The organism is Aestuariibius violaceus (assembly GCF_040779325.2).
Taxonomy (GTDB): domain Bacteria; phylum Pseudomonadota; class Alphaproteobacteria; order Rhodobacterales; family Rhodobacteraceae; genus Aestuariibius; species Aestuariibius violaceus.
The window spans coordinates 380,001-404,300 of record NZ_JBFONT020000001.1 but is presented as its reverse complement, the minus strand read 5'-3'; the positions used below and the strand labels follow the sequence as shown (position 1 = coordinate 404,300).

The following is a 24,300-nucleotide window of genomic DNA, read 5'->3' as shown; positions in this document are numbered from 1 at the left end:
GGAGGGGGTGAAGGGTGAACGAAGGCGTTGCGGAGTTCCATGGCGCGAAGGTTGCGGTGTTCGTCGGCGCGCATCTGGTGGTGATGCTGCGCGACGACCGGGACGACATTCCGTTCCCCGCGATGTGGGATTTTCCCGGTGGCGGACGGGAGGGCGACGAGACGCCGGAGGAGACGGCCATCCGCGAGACGCGGGAGGAGACGGCGCTGGTGCTGGAGCCGCAAGACCTTGTGGGTAAAGCGGATTACCGGACATCAAAGGGAAACCGGCTGTTCTTCTTCGCGGCCCATCTGGAGCCGGACCGGGCGGCGGGGATGCGGCTGGGGGACGAAGGGCAGCGGCTGGAGCTGATGAGCGTGGAGGATTACCTCGATCATCCCGAGGCCATCGGCTTCATGAAGCGGGAGCTGCGGAGATACCTGCGCGCGGTCGGGTAGCCTTTGGTTAACCGGGGTGGGCGATCCATCGGCCCGCGCCTATGGGTTCTGGTGACCTATAGGCGGTGGCTTATGGGAGGTGTCATGGACGATCCGGGGGCGGTGTTTCGGGCGTTGGGCGATCCGACGCGGCGGCGGATGATCGAGGCTCTCGCGGGCGGGCCGATCGCCGTGGGGGCGCTGGCGTTGCGGCTGGGGGTGAGCCAGCCGACAGTGTCACAGCATCTTAAGGTTCTGCTGGGCGCGGGTCTGGCGGAGAGCCAGCGGGAGGGGCGGCAGCGGATCTGGGCGCTGAGGCGCGAGGGGCTTTGGCCGGTCTCGAACTGGGTCGGGTCGCTGATGATGGGCGGCGATCTGGAGGGAGAGCCGGAGGCGGCGCAGGCGGTGGTGAGCGATGCCGACCGGGCGGTCGCCAAGCGGATCATCCGGGAGATTTTGGTGGAGGAAGGCGGCAGCGTGGCGGCGGATACGCTGGAACTTTTGGCGGGGGTGCGGTTGCGGCAGGACGGGATGGAGGGCGGGTTTCAGGTTGCAGAGGCGGTTGTGGCCGAGATGGTGGCGGCGCAGGGCGGGTGATTTGAGCGGGGCGCGGGTTCACCCACCCTACGCCTATGAAACAGTTGAGATTGGATAGAGCGCCGGACGAGCGCCAGACCGCGGGACGGTCAGGCGCTCGCCCGGCGCGGCGGTGCCGCTTGATTCCGGGCGGGTGGGTTTCTGGACGAATGGGTATTCGCGGAAGGCAGTTCTCTTGCCTCTGCGTCATCGCTCGTTAAGCTGCACGGCAGATGGGCCGAAGATGCCCGCGTCAGGGAGGATGACATGACCAATTGGAAGCTGGGCGCCGCGACGGTGGCGCTGACCTTTGCCTTTGCCGGAGAAACCTTCGCCGAGACGTGGAACGTCTCACTCTGGGGGCAGCGGCGGGCCTTTACCGAACACGTGGAGAGGCTGGCTGAGCTGGTCGAGGAGAAGACGGGCGGGGAGTTTACGCTGAACATCTCGTACGGGGGGCTCTCGAACAACCGCGAGAACCTTGACGGGATCTCGATCGGGGCGTTCGAGATGGCGCAGTTCTGTGCGGGCTATCATCCGGACAAGAACCGGGCGATCACGGTACTGGAGTTGCCGTTCCTGGGCGTCACGACGTTGGAGCAGGAGCGCGAGATCTCCATGGCGGTCTATCAGCATCCCGCCGTCGCCGAGGAGATGGCGCAGTGGAACGCGACGCTGCTGATGCCGTCGCCGCTGCCGCAATACAATTTCGTCGGCGTGGGCGATGCACCGGCAACGCTCGCCGATTTCGAGGGGCTGAGCGTGCGGGCGACCGGCGGCATCGGCGCGGCGATGGAGGCGATCGGGGCTGTTCCGACCTCGATGAGCGCGACGGAGGTCCGGCAGGCGCTGGATTCGGGCGTCGTCGACTCGGTCAGCTTCGCGCCGCATGCGCATATGTCTTTCGGCACGGTCGAGAACGCGACGTACTGGACGACGAACCTGAACCCCGGCACGGTCAACTGCCCGGTCGTGGTGAACACGGATGCTCTGGAGGGCCTGTCGGACGACCACCGCGAGGCGCTGCTGGGATCGGTGGAAGAAGCGCTCGACCACTATATCGACTATTACAACAACGAGACGATGGCCGCCTGGGGGCCGCTTCTGGAAGAGAAGGGGATCGAGCAGGTTTCGTTCTCGGACGACGAGATCTCGGCGTTCCGGGAGGCTGCGGCCGCGCCCGCGGCGGAGACGTGGATTTCGGAGAACGAGGCGGCGGGTCTGCCGGCGCAGGAGCTTTTCGACCTCGTCACCGGGATGGTGAACGGAAGCTGACACCGGAAGGGGTGCGCTGAGGCGCACCCTGCCCCTTTTGCAAATCGCGGGGAGACATCGATGGCGGGAGCGGCCTCGGTCCTGGAGGACGACAGCGTTCTGAGCCGCATCGATCGGGGTCTCTTCCGGATCGAAGGGTGGCTGGCGCTGATCAGCGGGCTTGCCGTGGCGGGGCTGATGTTCCTGGCCGTCGCGTCGGTCGGCGGGCGGAATTTCCTGAACGCGCCGGTGCCGGGCTATGTCGACTGGATCGAGCAGGCGATGCCGCTGATCGCCTTCATGGGCGTCGCCTACACCCAGCGGCTGGGCGGGCATATCCGGATGGATATCGTGATCGGCGCTTTCAGCGGGCGGCTGCTTTGGGCGGCGGAGTTTCTGACGACGTTCCTGATCCTTGTGGTGATGGTGCTGCTGGTCTGGGGGTCGTGGGCGCATTTCGACCGGTCGTTCGATTTTGGCGCGCCGATGTGGAGCCGGGACAGCACGATGGATATCGGCCTGCCGATCTGGCCGGCGAAGCTGCTGGCGCCGGTGGCGTTCGGCGTGTTGTGCTTGCGGCTGGTGATCCAGCTCTGGGGCTATGCGCGGGCCTTCGTGCTGGGGCTGGTGGAGCCCGTCGCGGTGCCGCTGGTCGAGAGCGCGGCGGAGGTCGCCGCACGGGAAGCGGCCACGGTTTCGGGGAACGATTGATGGATCCGCTTGAAATCGGGCTGTGGGTGACCGGCGGGCTGCTGGTGCTGGTCGTTCTGGGGATGCGGGTGGCGTTCGCCGCGGCGCTGGCGGGGCTGATCGGGCTTGTCTGGATCTTCTGGGCGCGCAAGGGCTATGCCGGGGACGAGCTGTTCTGGGCGGTGGAGGTTGCGGCCAAGACGGCGGGACAGGTGCCCCATTCCAAGGTGGCGAGCCAGGCGCTGAGCCTGATCCCGACCTTCATCCTGATTGGCTATCTCGCCTATTACGCGGGGCTGACGCGGGCGTTGTTCGAGGCGGCGAAGCGGTGGGTCGGGTGGCTGCCGGGGGGGCTGGGCGTGTCGACGGTGTTCGCGACGGCGGGGTTCGCCGCGGTGTCGGGCGCTTCGGTGGCGACGGCGGCGGTGTTTGCGCGGATCGCGATCCCCGAGATGCTGAAAGTCGGCTATGACAAGCGGTTCGCGGCGGGGGTCGTGGCGGCGGGGGGCACGCTGGCCTCTCTCATCCCGCCGTCGGCGATCCTGGTCATCTACGCGATCATCGTGGAGCAGGATGTGGGCAAGCTGCTGCTGGCGGGCTTCATCCCCGGCATGTTCTCGGCCCTGGTCTATGGCCTGCTGATCGTGGGGCTGGCGCTGGCCTTGCCGAAATTCGGCCCACCGGTGGGCGGGTTCACCTGGCGGGAGCGGTTCGTGTCGCTGGGGCCGGCCTTTCCGATCTTCTTCGTCGTCATCATCATCCTCTTCTTTGTCTACAACCCGATCCCCGAGACGGTGCGGATCTTCGGGGCCGAGATTCCGACGCTGATCGGCGGCGACGCCTGGGGCACGCCGACGGAGGGCGGCGCGCTGGGGGCGTTCGTGGTGCTGCTGATGGCGCTGGCCAAGGGGATGAAATGGCCGGAATTGCGGTCGGCCCTTGTGGAGACGGCGAAGCTGAGCGCGATGATCTTTGCGATCATCTGGGGGGTGCTGATCTATGTGCGGTTCCTGGGTTTCGCCGATCTGCCGGGGGCGTTTTCGGACTGGATCACCTCGCTCGCGCAGCCGCCGATGCTGACGCTGATCATGATCCTGCTGGCCTACGCCGTGCTGGGCATGTTCATGGATGCGATCGGGATGCTGCTGTTGACGCTGCCGGTGGTGTTCCCGGCGGTGATGGCGCTGAACGGCGGGATCAACGTGTCGGCCGAGGAGGCGGCGTTTGGCATGTCGGGGCCGATGTGCGCGATCTGGTTCGGGATCCTGGTGGTGAAGATGGCGGAGTTCTGTCTGATCACGCCACCGATCGGGCTGAACTGTTTCGTGGTGGCCGGCGTGCGGGACGATATCAGCGTGGGCGACGTGTTCCGTGGGGTGACACCGTTCTTCATCGCCGATGCGATTACCATCGCGCTGCTGGTGGCGTTCCCGGCGATCGTGCTCTGGCTGCCGTCGCAGGTGTGAGCGGCGGCCCGGGTGCCCGCCGTGCCTGCGGCACGAGCGCCCACCCGCCCGGCCGCATTTGGGCCTCGGCGCGGGGTGGCTTTGAGTATTTGTGGCCAGATGAAGGGGGGACGTCTGGAAAGGGCGGCTGAGCGGCGATAGGTACGCTTGAGGCATTGTGAGGACGGGTATGGCGCGACGCGGGGCAGGTGGGACCGATGGCGGGACGGGGACGTTCCTGCTGGGCTTGTTGATGATGGTCGCGGGCGGGTATCTCCTGCTGAACGGGATCGTGGTGCGGCCGGTCTTCGGGTTCGGGATGGTGGCGTTTTCGCTCGGCGGGTTTCCGGTGACGACGGGGATGATTCTGATCCCCTTCGCGTTCGGTGTGGGGATGGTGTTCTACAATTCACGCAACTGGATCGGCTGGGGGCTGGCGGTCGGGTCGGTCGTGGCGCTGGTGGTCGGGGTGATTGCCAACACCACGTTTCAGCTGGCCCGGATGAGTGCGTTCGATTTGCTGGTCATCATCGTGCTGCTGGTGGGCGGCGTGGGGCTGTTCCTGCGGTCGCTCAAGCAATCGGGCGGGTTGTTCTGAAGCCGGTCGGGTTGCATTGACCGCTCTGGCCTGAATTGGTAAGTGGTGACTTACCAATTGGGTGAGGCCTTGGAACATGCGCTGTCTGGTGGTCGGAGGGACGGGGTTTCTTGGCGGGGCGATTGCGGATGCGTTGATCGATGCCGGGCATTCCGTCGCCATTCTTTCGCGCGGAGAAACGGATCGCGTGAGCCGGGCGTCCGCCGAGATCATTCAGGCCGACCGGTATGGACCGCTGGACGCGCTGGGCGGGTATGCCTTCGACTGGGTCTTCGATTCCTGTGCCTATTCGCCCGATGCGCTGACATCGCTTTTGCCCGCTTTGGGAGATGGGGTGGGACGGTATGTGCTGATTTCGTCGATTTCGGCCTATGGGACGTTTCGCACGAAGGGGCTGGACGAGACGGCGGATGTGCCGGGCGCGACGGAGGATGATCTTGAGGTGGCGGCCGGCCTTCCGCCGGAACGCAGGGCCTCGGCCTTTGCCTATGGGGCGTCCTATGGGCCGCTCAAGCGGGCCTGCGAGGTTGCGGCGGAGGATGTTCTGGGGGACCGGGCCACATCCTTGCGGGTCGGGCTTCTGGTGGGCGCCGGGGATTATACCGATCGACTGACCTGGTGGGTGCGGCGCATCGATACGGCGCGTGGGGAGCGGCGGACGATCCCTGCGCCTGCGCCGGAGGACAGGCCGGTTCAGCTGATTGACGTGAGGGATGCCGCTGAGTTTGCCGTTCTGTGTGCATCGGACGGTCTTGCGGGGATCTGGAACGTGACGGGTGCGCCCGTGCCCTTCTCGGAGGTTCTTCATGCGATCCGCGATCTGTCGCAATCGGAGGCGGCGTTCGTCTGGGTCGATGAGGAGAAGATCGCAAGATCGGATGTCGCGCCGTGGGTCGATATTCCGATGATGGCGCCGCCTCTTTCGGATTTTCGCTATTTCCTTGAGGTGAGCACCGCGAAGGCGACAGCCGCGGGGCTGATATGCAGACCGCTGAAGGAGACCCTTGCGCCCTTGCTGGACTGGGACCTGGGCCGCCGAGAAGTGGATCTGAAGGGCGGGATGAGTGCGGAGCAAGAGGAACGCCTGCTGGTCTGACCGGACAGGCTGCATTCCCGAACCGGTCATCTTTTCATCACCCCGCCCCATAGCTGTGGCAGATCGGCGATAGAGCGCGGCTCACGTCGATGTTGATTGAAATTCATTGGACGGAAACTTTTGGGCGGTATAGAGGTTTCCTATAGGAAACAGGCCGTCCGGGAGAGCGTACACTCAATCGGAAAGGGTGTGCCGCCGAAGGAGCAACCGCCCCGGTAAACTCTCAGGCACAAGGGACCGGCGGTCTGCAACACTCCGAAGAGTGGTTCCGGTCAACCGGGACCCGCCGAAGGAGAAAGCGTCGTGTGGGCAGAGCAGTCCGCGACGTGAAGCTCTCAGGCCAGTGACGGAGGGGGCATAGGTTGGAGGATCCAGCCATGTCGCATATTGCCGTTCTCGGCGCCGGAATCACCGGTGTCACCACCGCCTACCACCTGAACCGCCGCGGGTTCGATGTGACGATCTTTGATCGGCAGCGATACTGCGCGATGGAGACCTCTTTCGCCAATGGCGGGCAGCTGTCGGCGTCGAACGCCGAGGTGTGGAACCAGCTGTCGACGGTGCTGAAGGGGATCAAGTGGATGGCGCAGAGGGATGCGCCGCTTCTGGTGAACCCCAAGCCGTCCTGGCACAAGGTGTCGTGGATGGCGGAGTTTCTGGCGAATATCCCGAAGTATCGGCGCAATACGGTCGCCACGGCGAAGATGGCGGTGGCCGCGCGGGCGGGGCTGTCGGAGATGGCGGATGTGGCGGGGCTGGATTTCGACTGGTCGCCGGCGGGGATCCTGCATTTCTACAAGACGCAAGCCGATCTGGCCCATGCGCGGCGGGTGAATGCGTTGCTGGGCGAAGGCGGGCTGGAGCGCGTCGAGCTGTCGGCGGACGAGGTGCGGGCGCGCTGCCCGGAACTGCACGGCGAAGTGCTGGGCGGGTTCTGGACCGAAAGCGACATGACGGGGGATATCCATAAATTCACCTGTGGGCTGGCCGGGTGGCTGGAGCGGCAGGGCGTGCGGTTCGAGATGGGCCGCGCGGTCGAGGAGGTGTCGGCCGAGGACGGGGCCGTCGAGGTCGACGGGGAGCGGTTTGACGGCATCGTGGTGTGCGCCGGTGTGGCGTCCCGCCGGTTCGCGGCGCAGCTGGGCGACCGGGTGAATGTCTATCCGGTGAAGGGCTATTCGATCACGGTCAATCTGAGCGACGAGGAAAGCCGGAAGGCCGCGCCGACGGTGTCGCTGCTGGACGACAAGGCCAAGATCGTGACGTCCCGGCTGGGCGACGGGCGGTTCCGGATTGCCGGAACGGCCGAGTTCAACGGCGAGAACCGGGATATCCGGGCGGACCGGATCCGGCCGCTGGTGCAGTGGTGCGAGACGCACTTTCCCGGTGTGTCGACGGAGAATGTCGTGCCGTGGGCCGGGTTGCGTCCGATGATGCCCGACATGATGCCCCGGGTCGGCGCCGGGCGCCGGGCGGGCGTGTTCTACAACACCGGGCACGGGCATCTGGGCTGGACGCTGAGTGCGGCGACGGCGCAGGCGGTATCGGGTGTGGTTGCGGCGCATCTCGGCCCGGAAAGAGGTCAGGTAAACCCTACCCCTGCCTTCAAAATGGCCTGAATACCCCATATCTGCCCTTTTGTAACAATTCGTGACAAGGGGACAGATCATGGATTTAGAGCAACTGATTTCCGAGCTGATCGGGGGGAACCTGGTTCTCATCCTGTTGGCTCTGCTGATCATTTTTGCGATCGCGACCGCGGTGCGGATCGTGCCGCAATCGGAAAAGCATGTGGTCGAGCGATTCGGGCGGCTGCGGTCGGTTCTGGGGCCGGGCATCAACCTGATCGTGCCGTTCCTGGACCGGGTGGCACATAAGATTTCCATCCTGGAACGGCAGCTGCCGACGATGAGCCAGGATGCAATCACCGCCGACAACGTGCTGGTGACGGTCGATACAAGCGTGTTCTACCGGATCACCGAGCCGGAAAAGACGGTCTACCGGATCCGTGACGTGGATGGCGCCATTTCGACGACGGTGGCCGGTATCGTCCGGTCCGAGATCGGGCGGATGGAGCTGGATCAGGTCCAGTCGAACCGGTCGCAGCTGATCATGGCGATCCAGGAGCAGTTGGAAGCGCAGGTCGACGATTGGGGGATCGAGGTGACGCGGGCGGAAATCCTGGACGTGAACCTGGACCAGGCGACGCGCGACGCGATGCTGCAGCAGTTGAACGCGGAACGGGCCCGTCGTGCGGCGGTGACCGAAGCCGAGGGCCAGAAGCGGTCGGTCGAGCTGTCGGCGGACGCGCAGCTTTACGAGGCCGAGCAGGTCGCCAAGGCCCGCCGCGTGCAGGCCGATGCCGAGGCCTATGCGACGCAGGTCGTTGCCGCGGCTATTGCCGAGAACGGGCTTGAGGCGGCACAATACCAGGTGGCGCTGAAGCAGGTCGAGGCGCTGACGGCGTTGGGTGGTGGCCAGGGCAAGCAGACGATCGTCGTGCCCGCCGATGCCATCCAGGCCTTTGGCGACGCCTTCAAGATGCTGAAAGGACGTGGATGATGGAGCTTTGGACGCAATGGTGGGTGTGGCTGTCCGTGGCACTTGTGCTAGGGATCCTCGAAGTGCTCATTCCGGGCTTCGTGGCACTCGGCTTTGCGTCCGGCGCCGCGATCGTGGGGGTTCTGTTGGGGGTCGGCGTACTGACCGATTTCTCGATGCCCGCGCTCCTGGTGATCTGCGCCGTGATCTCGGCGGTGATGTATGTTGGCTTGCGGCACTTCTTCAAACTGGAGAAGGGGCAGGTGAAGTACTGGGACAAGGACATCAACGACTGATCCGATGCCGCTTGTTATCGCCACAGTTTCGATCTTGGCCTTCGCGTTCTGGAGGCTTTATCTGAGGGACCGGGCCCGCGACGAGGTTGCGGCGCGGGCCGATCCCGTCTGGCGAAAGCTGACGACGAAGCGCCCGTGCCAGTGGTCCGAAACGGGATCCGGCAGGGGCGCTTTCCGCGAGTACCATTGCGCCACGTGCCGGGCGACGGCCTATAGCCGGACGGGCAAGGCGCCGGAGACGTGCAAGCGGAACGTGAGGGGTGGACTTTGAGTGGACGTCGCTCGCCGCTTGTCACTACACGCCCGGAATCAAGCGGCACCGCCGCTGCCCGGGCGAGTGCCTGACCGGCGCGGCGGTCTGGCGCTTTGGGGCCGGAGCACTGCCCGTTTCACCTGTGGGACGAGCGTGGCTGCCATCAAGCGCATCGTTCGGCCGTCGCTGCGCCAGCCCCCGGTCAGGCGCTCGCCCGGCGCTTTATCTCTTTCGCCTAGTAGCTCTTAGACCCGGCTGAAAAGTGTCCCGGGCGTCGCAGCCCGGTCTTCGGCGTCCTGGAGGAGTGCTTCCTTGATCGCGGTCATCGGCGCGTTGAGCGGGGCTTCGACGCTGCACGGGTAGCGGCGGGTCGCACCGCTGTCGCGGAATTCGGCCAGCGCCTCGTAGGCGGCGGATCCCGCATTGTAGCGGATCTTTCCCAGCGTTGCCGTTGTCATGCCGGCTCCTGCAATTGACGGGCCTTTCGCCCCTTCCCACGCGTCAATGCGCATGGGCGGGCAAAAGTTTCAAGGGCACCGGGGTCAGGCGTTCGGGGCGACGGCCTGGGGGGAGGCGAGTTCGGACTGGATCGCGAGCGCGGCTGCGCGAGGGTCGGGCGCGCGCCAGACGGGGCGTCCGACGACGACGTGATCGGCACCGGCGGCGATGGCCTGGGCGGGGGTGGCGATGCGTTTCTGGTCGTCGCCCGCGCTGCCGACAGGGCGGACGCCGGGGGTGACGATGAGCTTGCCGTCGGCCTGCGGCAGGGCGCGGATCGCGGCGGCCTCTTGCGCGGAGGCGATGACGCCGTCGGCCCCGGCCTCGAGCGCGCGGGCGGCGCGGGTTGCCACGATTTCGGCCACGTCGCCGGGCTGGATGAGCGCGGCGTCAAGGTCGGCGCGGTCCAGCGAGGTGAGTATTGTGACGGCGAGGATCTTCATCTCGCCCTTCGTCTGGGCGGCGGCGGTCACTACGTTGGGGTCGCCGTGGACGGTGAGGAAGTCGAGGTCGAACTGGGCGAGGCCCGCGACGGCGGCTTCGATCGTCGCGCCAATATCGAAGAGCTTCATATCGAGGAAGATGCGCTTGCCGCGTTCATCCTTGAGTTCCCGCGCGAGCGCGAGCCCGCCGCCGGTCAGCATGCCCAGGCCGATCTTGTAGAACGATGCGGCATCACCCAAGCGGTCGGCCATTTCCAGCCCGGCGACGGCATGCGGCAGGTCGAGGGCGACGATGAGCTTGTCGGACATGGTGCCTCCGGTCAGGGTCGGGGTTGAGTGACGGGTGCGGTGCCTCGCGTCAAGGTGCTGCGGAACCCGGGGGGCGGGTGGCCGTTGTCCTGCCGAGCGATAACGGAGGTGACCCGATGGCGGGTATGGACATGAAGCCGGCCCGGAGTGACCGGGGCATCAGCGTTTTCTGGATGATCCTGGGGCTTGGCGCGGGGACGATCCTGCTTGTTGCGGTGCTGCTGGCACTGACCGAGCGGGAGGTTGCTGTGGAAAGCAACCCGGCGTCGGAGGAGGTCGACGTGCCGCCGACCGGGGCGGGGACGCTCCCGGACGGGACGGCCGACCAGGCGCAGGAAGGGCTGGACGATACCGGCGAAGAGCAGTCGATCATCGAGGAAGGCGCGAATACCGAGATTGATGAGGGCGTGCAGGGCGTCGGTGACGCGCCTGGTCCGGGGGCCAATGACGAGGTCGGCGGGAATATCGCCGAGGATGCGCCGGATGAGGTTGCCGATCCGCCGGCCGAGCAACTGGAGGGCAGCGGCGCGGAGATTGCGCCGGAGGCCAATAATGATGGTGAGCCAGTCGAGGGTGAGACGACCGAGAGCGACGGGGCCGATGCCACCGAGGACGCGACGGGCGGTCAGGATACTGGCGGTGAGACGGAGGCGCCGGCCAGTGACAGCTCGACCGACGGGACCGGCGGCGATGGCGAGGACGAGGCCACTGGCGGCGAGGCGGGTCAGGATGCGACGTCCGACGAGACTGCCCCGGCCGAGGGCGAGCAGGGCGAGGCGCCGGCCGCTGAGGGCACGCAGGACGATGCGAATGCCGGTGATGCAACCGACGGCGCATCCGCTGGTTCGGAGGACGAACCCGAGATGGCGATCCGGTTTTCGGAGCCGCGGGTGATCGATGGGATCGAGGCGCAGGGGCTGACCGCGGATGGCGAGCCTGTTCCGACGGACCGGGAGGGCACGAGTGATACCACGCTGGAACCCGTGATCGACCCGAATGACGGCTCGCCCGGCGATCCGGACGGCGGCGCCGCACCGTTCGTGCCGACACCGTCCGGCCCGGAAGGGCGGGACGAGGAAACTCCGGCGACGGAATAAGAAAAGGGCCAGTCGCGAGGCTGGCCTTTTCGTCAGGCCGCTTCGGTGCCGAGCCGGTGGATGCTGCCCAGCCATTTGTCGATCTGGTTTCCCTTCGGATGGCTGGCGCCGGAGAACCACGTCACGCGGGTGGGCTTGACGCCGACGAAGCCGAAGATCTGGCCTTTGAGCTGGCGGATCAGCGCGTTGCCGTAGGCGAGCCGCATGAACCAGCCGGGCGTGTCGGAGGTGAGGACGACGCGGGCGGTACGGCCCGAGAGCATCGGGGCCGGGAGGCCGATCGCGTTGGGGTTCCGCGTGTCGAAGGCGCGGCCCGGCAGGAGGATGCGGTCGATCAGGCCCTTGAGCTTGGCCGGCAGGCCGCCCCACCACATGGGCGCTGTCATGACGACGTGCTGGCTCCATTCCAGGTCTTCCAGGAGTTTGGTGAGGGTGGGCTCGAGGGGTTTGCTGTGGCTGTAGCCTCCGCCGCCAAAATCAATATCGAAGTCGAGGTCGGAGAGGTGGGCGATGCGAACCTCGTGGCCTGAGGCCGTCGCGGCGGCGCCGTAGGTTTCGGCGAAGGTGCGGGAGAGGGAGGCCTCTCCCGGGTGGCCGTCGAGGATGAAGATGCGCTTGGGGGTCATGGTGTAGCTCCTTGAAAGTGACCGTGGTCATATTGGGTAAAGGCGATCGTGGTCAAGGAGAATTTGACCGTGGTCAGAAAATCTGCGAAGAGGGTTCATGGCCGAACCTGTTCAGAAAAGAGCGCGCGAAACGCGGGCGCGCCTGATCGCCGCTGCCGATGCGCTGGTCGCGGAGCGGGGGTTCGAGGCGTTACGGGTTGAAGAGGTCGTTCTGCGTGCGGGCGTGGCGAAGGGGACGTTCTTCAGCCATTTCCGCGACAAGGATGCGCTGATGGATCAGCTGGTGGGCGCGCGGATTAACGGGATCCTCGATGAGATCGAGGCGGGGGAGGCTCCGCGCGATGTCGATGAGATGGTCGCCGCGCTGGTGTCGCTGATGCGGTTCATGACCTGCGAACGCTACGTATTCGACCTGATCCTGCGCTATTCCGGCGCGGCGGCGGTGGAAGAGATCGGACCGATCGCGCGGACCTTCGGGCGGCAGATGGATATCGCCGTAGGGTGGCTGCACGAGGGGCCGTTTCGCAGGGATGTGCCGGCGGATTTGCTGGCCGAGGGGGTGCAGGCGTTTCTGGTGCAGGCAATGGCGCTGCATTTCTGCATGCTGCATTCGGATCAGGCGATGCGAGACCGGCTGGCGGTCTATCTGCGGGCCTGGCTGATGCCCGCCGTTTGAGGGCCATTTTCCCATTTGTTGCTCTTGCGCAACGGTGAGGTCACACCCATCTCGGATCGAAGAGGCCCAAGGGGATCCGTGCCGCCGGGCGGGCGGATCGCGAGACGGGCGCTTAGACGAGGAGACAGGACATGAACTTGGACAAGTTCACCGAGCGGTCGCGCGGATTCATTCAGGCGGCGCAGACGATCGCGATGCGGGAGAGCCACCAGCGGCTGGCCCCCGAACACCTTCTGAAGGCTTTGATGGATGACGAGGAGGGGTTCGCGTCGAACCTGATCTCGGCCGCGGGGGGCAACCCGCAGGCGGTGCGCGAGGCGGCGGATCTGGCTTTGTCGAAGATCCCGCAGGTGTCGGGCGATGCGGGGCAGGTGTATCTGGATTCCGCAACGGGCCGGGTGATCGACGAGGCCGAGAAGATCGCGAAGAAGGCGGGCGACAGTTTCGTGCCGGTCGAGCGGCTTCTGACGGCTTTGGCCGTGGTGCGGTCGGCGGCGAAGGACGCGCTGGCCCAGGCCGGTGTAACGGCGCAGGGGCTGAACCAGGCGATCAACGACGTGCGCAAGGGGCGCACGGCGGATAGCGCCAGCGCCGAGGATCAGTACGAGGCGCTGAAGAAATATGCGATGGACCTGACCGCGCGGGCGCGGGAAGGCAAGATCGACCCGATCATCGGGCGCGACGAGGAGATTCGGCGCGCGATGCAGGTGCTTTCGCGGCGGACGAAGAACAACCCGGTTCTGATCGGGGAACCCGGCGTGGGTAAGACGGCGATTGCCGAGGGCCTCGCCCTGCGGATTGTCAATGGCGACGTGCCCGAGAGCTTGCGGAACAAGAGCCTGCTGGCGCTGGATATGGGCGCGCTGATCGCGGGCGCGAAGTATCGCGGTGAGTTCGAGGAGCGGCTGAAGGCCATCCTGTCGGAGGTCACGGCCGCCGCCGGTGAGATCATCCTGTTCATCGACGAGATGCATACGCTGGTCGGCGCCGGGAAGGCGGACGGAGCGATGGATGCGTCGAACCTTCTGAAGCCTGCGCTTGCCCGCGGTGAGCTGCACTGCGTGGGCGCCACGACGCTGGACGAATATCGCAAGCATGTGGAGAAGGACGCGGCTTTGGCCCGCCGGTTCCAGCCGGTGATGGTGAGCGAGCCGACCGAGGACGATACGGTGTCGATCCTGCGGGGCATCAAGGAGAAATACGAGCTGCACCACGGGGTGCGGATTTCGGACAGCGCCCTGGTGGCCGCGGCGCATCTGTCGAACCGCTACATCACCGACCGGTTCCTGCCGGACAAGGCGATCGACCTGATGGACGAAGCCGCGTCCCGCCTGCGGATGGAAGTGGATTCCAAGCCCGAAGAGCTGGACGCGCTGGACCGTCAGATCCTGCAATTGCAGATCGAGGCGGAGGCGCTGCGGCTGGAGGACGATCAGGCGTCGAAGGATCGCCTTGAGAAGCTGGAGAAAGAGCTGTCCGACCTGCAGGAGCAATCGTCCGAGATGACGGCGCGCTGGCAGTCGGAGCGTGACAAGCTGGAAGGCGCGCGGGAGCTGAAGGAACAGCTGGACCGGGCGCGGGCCGAGCTGGATATCGCCAAGCGCGAGGGCAACCTGGCGAAGGCCGGGGAGCTGTCCTACGGCGTGATCCCCGGACTGGAGAAGAAGCTGGCCGAAGCCGAGAGCAGCGAGAGCGGCTTGATGGTCGAAGAGACCGTGCGCCCCGAGCAGATTGCGGGCGTGGTCGAGCGTTGGACCGGCATCCCGACGTCGAAGATGCTGGAAGGCGAGCGCGAGAAGCTCTTGCGCATGGAAGAGGAGCTGGGCAAGCGTGTAATCGGCCAGCGGCAGGCGGTAACCGCCGTCTCGAACGCCGTGCGCCGGGCGCGGGCCGGGCTGCAGGACGAGAACCGTCCACTGGGCTCGTTCCTGTTCCTCGGACCGACCGGCGTCGGCAAGACCGAGCTCACCAAGGCTTTGGCCGAGTACCTCTTCGACGATGACAGCGCGATGGTCCGCATCGACATGTCGGAGTTTATGGAGAAGCATTCGGTCGCCCGCCTGATCGGCGCCCCTCCGGGCTATGTCGGTTATGATGAGGGCGGCGTGCTGACCGAGGCGGTGCGGCGCAGGCCCTATCAGGTGATCCTGTTCGACGAGGTCGAGAAGGCGCACCCGGAAGTCTTCAACGTGCTGCTGCAGGTGCTGGATGACGGTGTGCTGACCGATGGGCAGGGGCACCGGGTGGACTTCAAGCAGACGCTGATCGTACTGACGTCGAACCTGGGGTCGCAGGCCTTGAGCCAGCTGCCTGAAGGGTCGGATGCGGTGAAGGCCAAGCAGGACGTGATGGACGCGGTGCGGGCGCATTTCCGGCCTGAATTCCTGAACCGCCTGGACGATCAGATCATCTTTGACCGCCTGACGCGGGAAGACATGGACGGCATCGTGGAGATCCAGCTGGGACGGCTGCGTAAGCGGCTGGCGGCGCGGAAGATCGCGCTGGAGCTGGATGAGGGCGCGATGAAGTGGCTTGCCGATGAGGGCTACGATCCGGTCTTCGGCGCACGGCCGCTCAAGCGGGTGATCCAGCGGGCGCTGCAGGATCCGCTGGCCGAGATGCTGCTGGCCGGCGATGTGGCCGATGGGGACACCGTGCCGGTGAGCGCCGGGGCCGACGGGCTGATCGTGGGCGACCGCGTGTCATCCTCGACCCGGCAGCCGCCGGCCGAGGCGGTGGTGCACTGAGGTACTTGAGAAAGAACCCCGCCCGTGTGGCGGGGTTTTCATTTGGTTACTGTGTCGCGCGGCTGCTTTGAGCCCAAACTTCTTTGCCATGCACAAGCAGCGAAAGTCTGCTTCCCAGCAAGTGGCCACCAATGCGTTGTCTTCGCCTGGTTGGATTGTTAGGTCACACGACAAGGAGAAGCGTTATGATCGACATCGAAAAAGTCCGTTTGGATACGTCGAGTTGTGAGACTGTTTTGCATTTCAACAATGCTGGCTCATCTCTTATGCCTAAACCGGTTTTTGATGCGCTCCAATCCGTATTGGGCGATGAAAATGCGGTAGGCGGATATGAGGCCGAACGCAGAGCGCAAGCTCAGATACAAGCGTTTTATACCGAGTTCGCAGCGCTTCTAAACGCCAATCCCGATGAGATTGCCTTTGTCGAGAATGCGACACGTGCATGGGACATGGCGTTTTACGGGTTGCATCTGAAACCGGGCGACAGAGTTATCACCCACGGGTCAGAGTATGCGTCCAATTATCTGGCGTTGCTGCAGCAGTCTCGTCGCCTTGGATTTGAGATTGATCTCGTCCCGTCAGATGAGTTCGGCCAGATCGACGTGGCTGCTTTGGACAACATGATCGGCCCAAACACCAAGCTCATCGCGATCACGCATGTGCCGACACAGGGCGGTCTTGTGAACCCGGCTGCCGAAATCGGAAAAATCGCCCGTAAACATGGTGTAATCTATCTCCTTGACGCCTGTCAGTCTGTCGGCCAGATCGACGTGAACGTCGCCGAGATTGGGTGCGATATGCTTTCCGGAACCGGCCGTAAATTCCTGCGCGGGCCGAGAGGCACAGGGTTTCTTTATGTCAGCAAGGACATCATGGACCGGATTGATCCGCCGTTCATCGACCTTCTTTCCGCTACGTGGACAGGGGCCAACAGTTTTGAATTTGTTAAGGGCGCAAAGCGATTTGAAAACTGGGAGAGCTTTGTCGCGGGTCGCGTCGGGTTGATGGAAGCGGTGAAATACGCGCGTGCACTTGGTCTGGCCAATGTCGAAACTCGTGTCGCCAACCTTGCCCAAGAACTGCGCGATGCGCTTACCGAGATCAAAGGTGTTTCGGTTCATGATTTGGGGCAGCGAAAGTGCGGCATCGTGACATTTACGAAAGACGGAATTGAGCCCGCAGCGATGGCCGATCAGTTGCGGACCAAGTCGATCAACGTGTCAGTCTCCGCGATGCCTTACGCCCGGCTCGATCTGGAACCGCGCGGACTTGAATCCATGACGCGCGCTTCCGTTCATTATTTCAATACCGAAGATGAGATCGCGCGCTTTGTTATGGCTGTGAAGACGATTTGACCGTGACCAGACATTGAAGGCAAGTCGATGAAGGTCGGCTCCGTCCCGCGAAGCTGCCGTAGAATAATGGTCGGTCATAATGACAAAAAAGGCCCGGACGAATTCGCCGGCATTGGGTGTGTCTAAGGCGCGCCTTAGCTCTCCGGTGGCAGGATCATCTGGTCGATCACATGGATCACGACGCTCGACGCGATGATGTCTGCCGAGATGCTGCTGGCAGGCGACGTGGCCGATGGCGACACCGTGCCGGTGAGCGCCGGGGCCGACGGGTTGATCGTGGGCGACCGGATGTCATCCTCGACCCGGCGGCCGCCTGCGGAGGCGGTAGTGCATTAGGCTGTCGGTGCCCTGAGAACCAAGAAGCCCCGCCCGGTTCGGCGGGGCTTTTTCTTTGGGGAACGCGGGTGGTGTCGCGGGCGTTTGCGGGGAAACTGAAAGGTGTCCGCATGTGCCAGATCTGTTTCAGCCGCCGCCGGTTCCTGTCGCTGGGCGCGATGGCGGCGGCGATGCCGCTGGCCGCGTGCGACGAGCGGCCCGATCTGATCTCGGACGAGATGATCGAGCAGATGGGGCTGGAAAGCTGGAAGCAGATCGCGTCGACCGTGCCGCGGTCGGGGCGGAGCGACCTGCAGGAGGCGCTGGATCAGGTCGCGGTGCGGCTCTTGCGGAAGGCGAACGAGACACCGTCGGATTGGGAGTTCGTGGTTTTCGCGAGCCCGGAGGCCAATGCCTTTGCCCTGCCCGGCGGCAAGATCGGCGTCTATGAGGGCATGTTCAAGGTGACGGAGAATGCCGATCAGCTGGCCGCGATCGTGGGGCACGAAATCGGCCATGTGCAGGCGGATCACGGCAAGGAACGGGTCGAGGCGGAAGTGGTTGCAGGTACAGGGATGCGGATCGTGACCGCCCTGCTTGATGCGGCGGATATTCAGTACGCGGAGGAAATTGCTGCTGCGCTTGGGCTGGGGGCGGAGGTCGGATTGCTGCTCCCGTATTCTCGCAAGCAGGAATTGGAGGCGGACCGGCTGGGCCTGACGGCGATGGCGCGGGCGGGGTTCAATCCACGCGAGGCGGTCGAGCTGTGGCGGAACATGCAACGTCGTGGCGGACGGGCGCCGGAGGTCTTGTCGACCCATCCCGCGCCCCGGTCGCGGATCCGCGAGATCGAGGCGATGCTGCCGGAACTGACGTGAGCCGGGTACGAGGTGCGCCTAGATCCGAATGAAACGCGAGGCGAAGGACAAGACGGGGCCTGCGGGATGTCGCGTGTCTGCCGGCCAGAGGATGACCGTTCCGACACCAAGGCCGGTTGGCCGCTTTGAGATGGTCTTCACCATCTGGTCGGGCGGGTGGATGAGCTTGAGAAACGAGTAGCTGTCGGCCTTCAACTCACCCTCGAAGGTTGCTTGCCAGAGGCGCCCGATCTTCTTCTTTCGCAGGCGGGTCAGTTTGGGCTGAACGGGCGTGTCGTTCAGCGTGAACCGGATCTGGGACAGATCGGCCCCGTCAAGAACGCAAAGCCGCATGGAGAGGCGCACCGGCCCGGATGACGTGACGGGGAGAAGCAGCCGGGCGATTGCATTCGGTCCGGCGAAGCGGAGACCGCGGTTCTTCTTCCGCAGCCCATGCCAATCGGCGCCGCGGGCGTCGTCGTCTTGCCTGAGCATGTGTATCGAACCCAGCGGCTCGAGCGGGGGCAGATCAAGGCCGCGCGTTTTCAGCGACTGCTGCCGCACGTTGGCGAAGCTCGTGTTGGTCGCGGACATGAAGCGGTCGTTGCGTTTGGCATGTTCGACCATCTCGTCCACGTTCACCGAGGCGGGGTCGTCGGAGAGTTGTTCGAGAAGAGCGTTCTGTTCGTCGGACGACTTGAAGAGGTAGGAGAGATAGCGTCTTGATGCGGTGAACTTGAAGACCGAGATCTTGCCCGTCGACGCGAAGTGGCCGCCCGCATCGATCAGCCTCACCTGGAAATCTGAATCAACCGCAAGCTCTGTCTCGTCGGGGCGCCGCCAGGGTCCGGCGCGTGCTGCGGCATCCTTGGTATGGGAGACGCTGCTGGGCGGGAAGAAGTTGTCTCGGGCGGCGTCCGGCCCGTCGATGAGACCCAAGACCCAGATGTAGTCGGGCCCTGCGCCCTCATCCGCGACGAGGCCGCTGACGACGCAGTCGGCCCCCGTTTTCCGATAGGTTTCCAGATGGTTTCGGAGGTGGTCGTCCTTCCAGATATCGTCGTGGCCGATATAGGCGATGTAGCTGCCTCTGGCAGCGGCGATGCCGGTGTTGTTGGGCCCCGATTGGGTGCCCCAGCGTTCTTGGGTCGACAGCCACCGGACCCGCTCATCCGCAACACCGCGGACCACCTTTTCGGTATCGTCGGTGCAGCAGTCGCCGATCACCAGAAGCTCGAAATCGGTGAGACTCTGGCGGAGGACGGATTGGATCGAGGGGAGGATGTGATGGCTGCGGTTGTACGTGGCCATCACGACCGTGAAGACAGGCGCCGCCCTAGTCGAACTCATAGGGGACGCTTGGATCGGGGTATTTCAGGCGGCATTTGTCGGGCATGGCCGGGTCGTAGATACTGGTGGGCAGGTTCACGAAGCTGGCCGTTTCGCCGCGGTTCTGAACCGCATGAACGACAAAGGCTGGGATTCTCAGGCGCGCTGGATTGTCTTCCCCGAGTTCAAGAACGTTGATCATGCCCTCGGTCGGGCTGCCCTTGCGGATATCGTAGAGGACGATCCGAAAATGGCCTTGGGTATAGGCGAGGCGATCTGCCTGACGTTCGTGGTAGACCCAGCCGCGGATCGACCCGGGCACGGCCGTGACCCGATAGACGTGAACGATCGGTTCTTCGTCGGGGTGAGCGTCGCGGAGGGTGAGGAGTTCGACAAGTTCGCCTCGGTGGTCGCCGTAGACCTTGATCGGAGTGATCGTGACGCCGTCGATAAGCTGGCCGTCATGGGCCGCCGTATCTGTCTTCTCAGGTATCCAGGGTTCGTCAGGTTTGAAGTTGTCGAGTTTGAGGTCCATCGTGCCACTCCCAGCAAGTATAAGTGGGTTTTCTATCAAACCGATGGCCGCCAGCCGTGCATTTGCCCCCGTGGCTGCCGGAAAACATCGGATCGCTGCCGGGACTATGAATCGGTGTCCAGGTTGCCGCAAGGGCAGGCATGAAAAAGGCCCGGGCGGAGAGCCCGGGCCTTTGGCCTGTCTGGAGTGCGCCTTAGCCTTCCGGCGGCAGGATCACTTGGTCGATCACGTGGATCACGCCGTTCGACGCCATGATGTCGGCCGAGGTCACGGTGGCCTGGTTCACCATTACGCCGCTGTCGAGGTCGATCTCGACGGTCGCGCCGTTGACGGTGGTCGGCGTCATGCCGTCTTCGAGCTGGGTCGATTCAACCGAGCCGGCGACGACATGGTAGGTGAGGATCGCGGCGAGCTGATCGGGGTTGGCCAGCAGCTGTTCGAGCGTGCCTTCGGGCAGGGCGGCGAACGCCTCGTCCGTGGGTGCAAAGACGGTGAACGGCCCTTCGCCCTTGAGCGTCTCGACCAGACCCGCAGCTTCAAGCGCGGTGGCGAGCGTCGTGAAATTGCCGGCTTCGACGGCGGTGTCCACGATGTCCTTTTCGCCGGTCGTGGCAAAAGCGGTGGTGGCGAGCGCCGTCGTGGCGGCCAGGGCGATCAGTGTATTGCGAAGCATATTCGTTACTCCCTTTGGGCAATGCCTCAGTGGCATCGAATATGTAACGCAAGGGAGAGAGTTTTGGATGTGTAAAAATTTTCCACGCACCGCCTTGACGCCTTGCGGAGTATCACTAAGCAGTCCCGCCCGCGCATTTCAATCACGCGAAGGTGAAGACGCACTTTTTCGCCGAGCGTCTTGCCGCCTGCCCGGCCGTCGCGCAGGGTCGCGGCAGGAGGGCCCGATATGATGCCAGCGATGGAATTTGCCGGTCAGGTGCTGAGTTTTCTGGCCGTGGGCTTTGTCGTCCTGATCGGGGTTGGAGTGGCGGTTGCGCTGGTGCTGTTCATCATCGACCGGACGCAGCATGGCGACGCGATCCGGCGGAACTATCCGGTGATCGGGCGGTTCCGGCATCTCTTTACCGCGCTGGGGGAATTTTTTCGGCAGTATTTCTTCGCGATGGACCGGGAAGAGCTGCCGTTCAACCGCGCGCAGCGGGAATGGGTGAAGCGGGCCGGTGAGGGGAAGGGGAATACGGTGGCTTTCGGGTCGACCCGGAACCTGGCCGTGGCGGGGACGCCGATTTTCGCGAACGCGGCCTTCCCGCCGCTCGATGATCAATATGCCAGTTCCGAGCCGATGGTGATCGGCTCCGGCGCGCGGGAGCCGTACGAGGCGCGGTCGATCTACAATGTCTCTGGCATGAGCTATGGCGCGATCTCGAAACCCGCGGTGCGGGCGCTGAGCCGCGGGGCGAAGATGGCGGGCTGCTGGATGAACACCGGGGAGGGTGGCCTGTCGCCCTATCATCTGGAAGGCGGCTGCGACATCGTCTTTCAGATCGGGACGGCGAAGTATGGTGTGCGGGATTCCGAGGGGCGGCTGGACGACGCCAAGCTGCGGGAGATCGCGGCGCATCCTCAGGTCAGGATGATCGAGATCAAGCTGGCGCAGGGCGCGAAGCCCGGGAAGGGCGGGATCCTGCCCGCGTCCAAGGTCACACCCGAGATCGCCGAGGTGCGGGGGATCCCGGAAGGTGAGGATTCGATTTCGCCCAACCGGCACGAGGGGGTCGATGATTGGGACGACCTTCTGGATTTCATCGCCCATGTCCGCGAGGTGTCGGGGCTTCCGACGGGCATCAAGACGGTGATGGGCGATCAGGATGCGATGGGTGATTTCTTTGCGGCGATCGTGAAGCGGAGGGAGGAGAGTGCGCCGGATTTCATCACGCTGGACGGGGGCGAGGGGGGCACGGGGGCGTCGCCCATGCCGCTGATCGATCTGGTAGGGATGACGATCCGGGAGGCGTTGCCGCGGCTGGCGGACCTGCGGGATGCGGCGGGGCTGAAAGATCGGATCCGGATCGTGGCGAGCGGCAAGCTGATGGTGCCAGGCGATGTGGCCTGGGCGCTGTGCGCCGGGGCGGATTTCGTGACGTCGGCACGCGGGTTCATGTTCGCACTGGGCTGCATCCAAGCGATGAAGTGCAACAAGAACACCTGCCCGACCGGGATCACGACCCATCAGAAGCGATTTCAGAAGGGGCTGGTGGTCGAGGACAAGGACAAGCGGGTCGCACGCTACGCTCAGAATATCGTGAGCGATGTGGAAACCATCGCCCATTCTGTGGGAGTTGCAGAACCGCGGCTTTTGCGGCGGAGCCATGTGCGGATCGTGCAGGCCGATGGAACTTCGGTCCCGATGTCGGCGCTTTATCCACAGGGTGCGACATGAAAGGTCTGTAACAAACCTTGGCAGAGCGGCAGATCGCTCTTTCTTTATAGGGCGTGGGACGCGCTGCAGGAACGGAGGCTTGGACGCCCGATGACCCGACGCCGGATTGACCGACTGACACAGGACGATGTGACACCAAAAGAACTGTGGCTGAAACGGCGGCAGATCCTTGCTGGACTTGCCGGTTTGGGGGCGATTGCGCCGATGGGCGCGCGAGCATCGGACGAGCCGCTTGAGCCGAACACGTTCGAGGAAATCACGACCTATAACAACTTCTATGAATTCGGGACGGGCAAGAGCGACCCGTCGAAGAACGCGCACAAGCTGCAGACCGAGCCGTGGTCGATCACGATCGATGGGGCGGTGGAAGAGCCGGTGACGCTGGACTTCGCGGCGCTCTCCGAGATCCCGACCGAGGAACGGATCTACCGCTTCCGCTGTGTCGAGGCGTGGTCGATGGTGATCCCCTGGAACGGGTTCGAGCTGTCGCAGCTCCTGGACCGGGTGACGCCGCTGCCCTCGGCGCAATACGTCCAGTTCGAGACGGCGGTGCAGCCCGACAACATGATCGGCGTGCGGCGCAAGGTGCTGAACTTCCCCTATCGCGAGGGGCTTCGGTTGGACGAGGCCCGCCATCCGCTGACGATCATGGCGACGGGGCTGTACGGAGAGCCGATGCCGAACCAGAACGGCGCGCCGATCCGGCTGGTCGTGCCGTGGAAATACGGTTTCAAATCGATCAAGTCGATCGTGCGGATCACCTTTACCGAGGAAGAGCCGTTCACGACCTGGAACGATCTGAACCCGAGCGAGTACGGCTTCTATAGTAATGTGAACCCGAACGTGGATCATCCGCGCTGGAGCCAGGCGACCGAGCGGCGGATCGGCGGGGGTCTGTTCAACTCGCGCCAGGACACCCTGATGTTCAACGGCTATGAGGACGAGGTCGCCGATCTGTATGAGGGCATGGATCTGACGGTTCAGATCTGATGTCGGTAAAGGACGGGATTAACGCCGCCGCGCGGAAGTTCCCGACGTGGCCGCTTTACCTCGCCGCCCTGGCCTATGCGGGCTGGCAATTCTGGCTGGGCCTGTCCGGCGCCTGGGTCGAGCCGATCAACACTCTGGAACGGCAATATGGCGAGGCGGCGCTGACGATGCTGATCGCGAGCCTGACGATTACGCCGATCCGGGAATATCTTCGCATCAACCTGATCAAGTTCCGCCGGGCGCTGGGGCTGATCGCCTTCTTCTTCGTCGTGGCGCATTTCCTGGTCTGGGCGCTGCTCGACGTGCAGAGCTTGAGCCGGGTCTGGGCCGATATCGTGAAGCGGCCCTATGTGACGGTCGGGATGGTCGGCTTCGTGCTGCTGATCCCGCTGGCCGCGACATCGGCCAACCGGATCATCCGCAAAATGGGCCCAATTTTATGGCGGCGTGTCCACAAACTTGTCTATCCCGCCGTTTTGCTTGCCTGTTTGCACTATCTTTGGCTGGCCAGGGGTTTTCAGATCGAGCCCATCGCCTACTTCGTCGTAACAATTGGGCTGCTCGTTCTCCGGCTGAAGCCGGTCAAGCGACGTGTGGCTGCTTGAAGGAGAGATTGAGATGAACCGTTTGGCTGCGATGGGTGTGGGCGTTTCGCTTGGGTTGATGGCGGGGATGGCCGCGGCGCAGGAGGAAGGGCTTCAGGGCAATGTCGGCCAGGTCTCGACCCATATGGGCGAGATGAGTGTGACGATGCCCAACGGCGAAGAGGCGGTGCAGGATCGGTTGCGGTTCGAGCCGTTCCAGATGGTCGATGAACTGTTCCTGCGCGACGATATCGTTTTTCTGATGCGGCACGGGCCAACCGACTGGAGTTTTCTGGACCGCAAGGATGTCGCCCCGACGGATTGCGAGAACCAGCGGGTGATGGATGAAGAGGGCCGCGCGGCGATGCGGGCGCTCGGT

The 24,300-nt window shown here is 64.4% G+C and carries 27 protein-coding genes and 1 riboswitch (1 of these 28 cut by a window edge); of the genes, 21 read left to right on the top strand and 6 right to left on the bottom strand.

What is annotated here, in order from left to right; all coding sequences use genetic code 11:
* Positions 1-14: 14 nt before the first annotated feature.
* The 11 genes from AADZ90_RS02015 (at position 15) to AADZ90_RS01965 (ending at position 9,183) form a co-directional block, all read left to right on the top strand.
* Positions 15-437: an NUDIX domain-containing protein gene (locus AADZ90_RS02015; RefSeq protein ID WP_367309431.1), complete on the top strand. Its 423-nt coding sequence runs from the start codon at positions 15-17 to the stop codon at positions 435-437.
* Positions 438-521: 84 nt separating this feature from the next.
* A complete protein-coding gene (locus AADZ90_RS02010; RefSeq protein ID WP_367309432.1) occupies positions 522-1,013 on the top strand; it encodes an ArsR/SmtB family transcription factor in 492 nt (163 codons plus the stop codon).
* 246 nt (positions 1,014-1,259) lie between these two features.
* Positions 1,260-2,267, top strand: a complete 1,008-nt coding sequence (locus AADZ90_RS02005; protein ID WP_367309433.1) for a C4-dicarboxylate TRAP transporter substrate-binding protein — start codon at positions 1,260-1,262, stop codon at positions 2,265-2,267.
* 60 nt (positions 2,268-2,327) lie between these two features.
* Positions 2,328-2,957: a TRAP transporter small permease subunit gene (locus AADZ90_RS02000; protein WP_367309434.1), complete on the top strand. Its 630-nt coding sequence runs from the start codon at positions 2,328-2,330 to the stop codon at positions 2,955-2,957.
* Positions 2,957-4,402: a TRAP transporter large permease gene (locus tag AADZ90_RS01995; RefSeq protein ID WP_367309435.1), complete on the top strand. Its 1,446-nt coding sequence runs from the start codon at positions 2,957-2,959 to the stop codon at positions 4,400-4,402. The genes AADZ90_RS02000 and AADZ90_RS01995 overlap by 1 nt, the downstream gene beginning before the upstream one ends.
* A 169-nt stretch (positions 4,403-4,571) precedes the next feature.
* Positions 4,572-4,979, top strand: a complete 408-nt coding sequence (locus AADZ90_RS01990) for a hypothetical protein (RefSeq protein ID WP_367309436.1) — start codon at positions 4,572-4,574, stop codon at positions 4,977-4,979.
* A 76-nt stretch (positions 4,980-5,055) separates the two neighbouring features.
* Positions 5,056-6,075, top strand: coding sequence for an NAD-dependent epimerase/dehydratase family protein (locus AADZ90_RS01985; protein ID WP_367309437.1), 1,020 nt, complete (start codon positions 5,056-5,058; stop codon positions 6,073-6,075).
* A 149-nt stretch (positions 6,076-6,224) separates the two neighbouring features.
* A riboswitch (glycine riboswitch) is annotated at positions 6,225-6,325 on the top strand.
* A 127-nt stretch (positions 6,326-6,452) separates the two neighbouring features.
* Positions 6,453-7,694, top strand: coding sequence for a D-amino acid dehydrogenase (locus AADZ90_RS01980; protein ID WP_367309438.1), 1,242 nt, complete (start codon positions 6,453-6,455; stop codon positions 7,692-7,694).
* 49 nt (positions 7,695-7,743) lie between these two features.
* Positions 7,744-8,637: an SPFH domain-containing protein gene (locus AADZ90_RS01975; protein WP_367309439.1), complete on the top strand. Its 894-nt coding sequence runs from the start codon at positions 7,744-7,746 to the stop codon at positions 8,635-8,637.
* Positions 8,637-8,912: an NfeD family protein gene (locus AADZ90_RS01970; RefSeq protein WP_367309440.1), complete on the top strand. Its 276-nt coding sequence runs from the start codon at positions 8,637-8,639 to the stop codon at positions 8,910-8,912. Before AADZ90_RS01975 ends, AADZ90_RS01970 begins: the two co-directional genes overlap by 1 nt.
* 4 nt (positions 8,913-8,916) lie before the next feature.
* Entirely contained in the window at positions 8,917-9,183 is a 267-nt protein-coding gene (locus AADZ90_RS01965; protein ID WP_367309441.1) for a hypothetical protein, read from the top strand.
* Positions 9,184-9,410: 227 nt separating this feature from the next.
* Here the strand turns inward: AADZ90_RS01965 and AADZ90_RS01960 are convergent, their stop codons facing one another.
* Positions 9,411-9,623 carry a hypothetical protein gene (locus AADZ90_RS01960; RefSeq protein WP_367309442.1) on the bottom strand — a complete coding sequence of 71 codons (213 nt, stop codon included), beginning with the start codon at positions 9,621-9,623 and terminating at the stop codon, positions 9,411-9,413.
* Positions 9,624-9,707: 84 nt separating this feature from the next.
* Positions 9,708-10,415: an orotidine-5'-phosphate decarboxylase gene (pyrF, locus tag AADZ90_RS01955; protein WP_367309443.1), complete on the bottom strand. Its 708-nt coding sequence runs from the start codon at positions 10,413-10,415 to the stop codon at positions 9,708-9,710.
* 116 nt (positions 10,416-10,531) lie between these two features.
* Between pyrF and AADZ90_RS01950 the strand changes: the two genes are divergently transcribed.
* On the top strand, positions 10,532-11,512 hold the full coding sequence (locus tag AADZ90_RS01950; protein ID WP_367309444.1) for a putative sodium/potassium/calcium exchanger: 981 nt from the start codon (positions 10,532-10,534) through the stop codon (positions 11,510-11,512).
* Positions 11,513-11,544: 32 nt separating this feature from the next.
* Here AADZ90_RS01950 and AADZ90_RS01945 read toward each other — a convergent pair whose 3' ends face one another.
* Positions 11,545-12,138 (bottom strand): NAD(P)H-dependent oxidoreductase, encoded by a 594-nt coding sequence (locus tag AADZ90_RS01945; RefSeq protein ID WP_367309445.1) that lies wholly within the window; start codon positions 12,136-12,138, stop codon positions 11,545-11,547.
* 97 nt (positions 12,139-12,235) lie between these two features.
* On the opposite strand from AADZ90_RS01945, the gene AADZ90_RS01940 reads away from it, so the two are divergent.
* From AADZ90_RS01940 to AADZ90_RS01920, 5 genes are all read left to right on the top strand, one after another.
* On the top strand, positions 12,236-12,814 hold the full coding sequence (locus AADZ90_RS01940) for a TetR/AcrR family transcriptional regulator (protein WP_367309446.1): 579 nt from the start codon (positions 12,236-12,238) through the stop codon (positions 12,812-12,814).
* Positions 12,815-12,945: 131 nt separating this feature from the next.
* The gene (clpB, locus tag AADZ90_RS01935) at positions 12,946-15,561 is read left to right on the top strand and encodes an ATP-dependent chaperone ClpB (protein ID WP_367309447.1); all 2,616 of its coding nucleotides are present in this window, start codon (positions 12,946-12,948) and stop codon (positions 15,559-15,561) included.
* A gap of 185 nt (positions 15,562-15,746) precedes the next feature.
* Complete coding sequence (locus AADZ90_RS01930) at positions 15,747-16,916, top strand: aminotransferase class V-fold PLP-dependent enzyme (protein WP_367309448.1); 1,170 nt, start codon at positions 15,747-15,749, stop codon at positions 16,914-16,916.
* A 192-nt stretch (positions 16,917-17,108) separates the two neighbouring features.
* Positions 17,109-17,252 carry a hypothetical protein gene (locus AADZ90_RS01925; RefSeq protein ID WP_367309449.1) on the top strand — a complete coding sequence of 48 codons (144 nt, stop codon included), beginning with the start codon at positions 17,109-17,111 and terminating at the stop codon, positions 17,250-17,252.
* Between the two features lie 110 nt (positions 17,253-17,362).
* Entirely contained in the window at positions 17,363-18,109 is a 747-nt protein-coding gene (locus AADZ90_RS01920) for a M48 family metallopeptidase (protein WP_367309450.1), read from the top strand.
* 18 nt (positions 18,110-18,127) lie between these two features.
* Here the strand turns inward: AADZ90_RS01920 and AADZ90_RS01915 are convergent, their stop codons facing one another.
* From AADZ90_RS01915 to AADZ90_RS01905, 3 genes are all read right to left on the bottom strand, one after another.
* A complete protein-coding gene (locus tag AADZ90_RS01915; RefSeq protein WP_367309451.1) occupies positions 18,128-19,438 on the bottom strand; it encodes a glycosyltransferase family 2 protein in 1,311 nt (436 codons plus the stop codon).
* Entirely contained in the window at positions 19,425-19,952 is a 528-nt protein-coding gene (locus tag AADZ90_RS01910; protein ID WP_367309452.1) for a dTDP-4-dehydrorhamnose 3,5-epimerase family protein, read from the bottom strand. Before AADZ90_RS01910 ends, AADZ90_RS01915 begins: the two co-directional genes overlap by 14 nt.
* Positions 19,953-20,145: 193 nt before the next feature.
* A complete protein-coding gene (locus AADZ90_RS01905) occupies positions 20,146-20,625 on the bottom strand; it encodes a fasciclin domain-containing protein (protein WP_367309453.1) in 480 nt (159 codons plus the stop codon).
* A 240-nt stretch (positions 20,626-20,865) separates the two neighbouring features.
* Here AADZ90_RS01905 and AADZ90_RS01900 point away from each other — a divergent pair, with 240 nt between their 5' ends.
* From AADZ90_RS01900 to AADZ90_RS01885, 4 genes are all read left to right on the top strand, one after another.
* On the top strand, positions 20,866-22,347 hold the full coding sequence (locus tag AADZ90_RS01900; RefSeq protein WP_367309576.1) for an FMN-binding glutamate synthase family protein: 1,482 nt from the start codon (positions 20,866-20,868) through the stop codon (positions 22,345-22,347).
* 90 nt (positions 22,348-22,437) lie between these two features.
* Positions 22,438-23,337: a protein-methionine-sulfoxide reductase catalytic subunit MsrP gene (gene msrP, locus AADZ90_RS01895; protein WP_367309454.1), complete on the top strand. Its 900-nt coding sequence runs from the start codon at positions 22,438-22,440 to the stop codon at positions 23,335-23,337.
* A complete protein-coding gene (gene msrQ / locus AADZ90_RS01890; RefSeq protein ID WP_367309455.1) occupies positions 23,337-23,942 on the top strand; it encodes a protein-methionine-sulfoxide reductase heme-binding subunit MsrQ in 606 nt (201 codons plus the stop codon). Before msrP ends, msrQ begins: the two co-directional genes overlap by 1 nt.
* Before the next feature lie 13 nt (positions 23,943-23,955).
* Positions 23,956-24,300, top strand: partial view of a SixA phosphatase family protein gene (locus AADZ90_RS01885; protein WP_367309456.1) — the beginning only. The gene runs 453 nt beyond the window's last position; the window shows 345 of its 798 coding nt (coding positions 1-345); the start codon lies at positions 23,956-23,958; its stop codon lies beyond the right edge, outside the window.